General features: G+C 38.6%; 1 protein-coding gene and 1 pseudogene. One reads left to right on the top strand and one right to left on the bottom strand.

The window, feature by feature from the left end; translation table 11 throughout:
• Positions 1–92: 92 nt before the first annotated feature.
• Positions 93–1,360: pseudogene (locus tag QUA44_RS30460) on the bottom strand (IS701 family transposase).
• A gap of 118 nt (positions 1,361–1,478) precedes the next feature.
• Between QUA44_RS30460 and QUA44_RS30455 the strand changes: the two are divergent.
• A complete protein-coding gene (locus QUA44_RS30455; RefSeq protein ID WP_445243701.1) occupies positions 1,479–1,604 on the top strand; it encodes a transposase in 126 nt (41 codons plus the stop codon).
• The last annotated feature ends 47 nt before the right edge of the window (positions 1,605–1,651 follow it).

The raw sequence follows: 1,651 nt of genomic DNA, 5'->3' as shown, positions 1-1,651 counted from the left end.
GAGCCATTCCTATTTATTGGAAAGCCCTTGAAAAACAAGGGAACAGCACATTGGAAAATCAACAATTTGTATTAACGGGACTTAAACAAATTTTAAGCCCAAACAAAGCCTAAACTGGCTTTATAAGCGGAGAATACGTCCCAATTTTGGTTCAACCATTTCACAAACCTAAAAGATATGGCTGTCCGAAATGCTTCGAGTGCATCACTAAAAGTGTTTAAAGGTTTGTTTGCCCATTTGCGCCTTAATCCTCCTGTTAAGGTATGCCAGAGAATGAAAGTGTAGGCACAAAACACCATAATTAAATGTCTTTTCAGGCTGATTTCATCTCTGACTTGATATTCATTTAACCCCAACCAGCCCTTGGCTTCCCGATAGAAAACTTCAACCCAATTTCTTTGTGAATAAGTTTTTACTATCCACTCCTCTGTCGCTTTTGATAAGTCCACATTACTCATCAAATAATCTATTTCAGTGGCGGTCTCGAAAGTATCTGCATTCATGACGATGGCTATTACTTTCTTACCCGTGCATTTTGATAACTCGACTTCTTTAATTGCTACCCATACTGTTCTCGGTCGTTCGAGATTGAGTTGAATTTTTGTGAAAGCCCCTACAGGTAAGGCTTTTGTTAAGTTGTCTACTCGAATTTCCTCTGTTTCATTTTCGGTTTTTTGAATTATTACTTTGCGATTCTTGGCGATTCCTCCGATATATTTTAATTTTCGGTTTTCTAATTCTTGTAAAAAACTGGTGTTATTACCATACCCTGCATCCATCAAGACTATTCCTGGCTTATAGCCTCTCGCTAAGGTTTTGTCTATTAAATTTATGGCTATTTCTGGCTTTTTCTTGAATTCTGAGTCCTCTTTTCCTTCTGGTAATGAGTCGGCTTTTTTATATAATTCAATATCTAATGGCAGGCTCTTTTTACCATCATATAGATGACTTGTAACTATTACTACCCCCTTGTCAGTTTTTCCGATTTGTCCGATGTATTGTCTGCCTACACCGTCGGTAAAATTACCACTTTTTCGGTGACCTGAATCATCTATTATCAGGCTAAATCCTCGACTAATCTTGGCGCAAGTGACACTGATTCATTACATCTAGGCGACGTTGATTTAGCTCATTGAATGACCAAGGCGCTGCTGTTAAAAAATGATGTAATTTGTGGTAAGTTACTCCCACGGCATTTGCTGCCATCTGCGACAGGTTTTTACAGCGAGCTTTCTCCCAATAATCCCCCTAAATAGTTCCTAAACTCTCGTTTTTGGGCAAGATGACCAAAAATATCGTCAAATCTTTGACACCATCTATCGAAGCAGGGGGGCATCGCGGCAGGGGTTGTCTCTTTCATTGGTCATTCTTTAACGTTATATGCTTGCATAGCAAGCATTATAACGTATTTTCACCGTATTTTTGTTTAAGTCCCGTTAACGCCAGTATTCGTTGCCTTATCAGATTATAAATTGCTCGTGTTAGGAGATCGTGAATTTTGTAGTGTTACCCTGGCAAATTGGCTCAGGGAGAAGAAAGTAGATTTCTGTTTACGACTAAAAAAGAATGTTTGCATTTCCGACAGAAGAGGAGTTATGGACTGAATTAAAAATGCTAGGATTAGAGCCAGGAAATAGCTTTTTCAATCAAG

The sequence above is a fragment of the Microcoleus sp. N9_A2 genome (assembly GCF_036701775.1).
Taxonomy (GTDB): Bacteria; Cyanobacteriota; Cyanobacteriia; order Cyanobacteriales; family Microcoleaceae; genus Microcoleus.
This window is presented reverse-complemented; position numbering and strand designations above follow the sequence as displayed.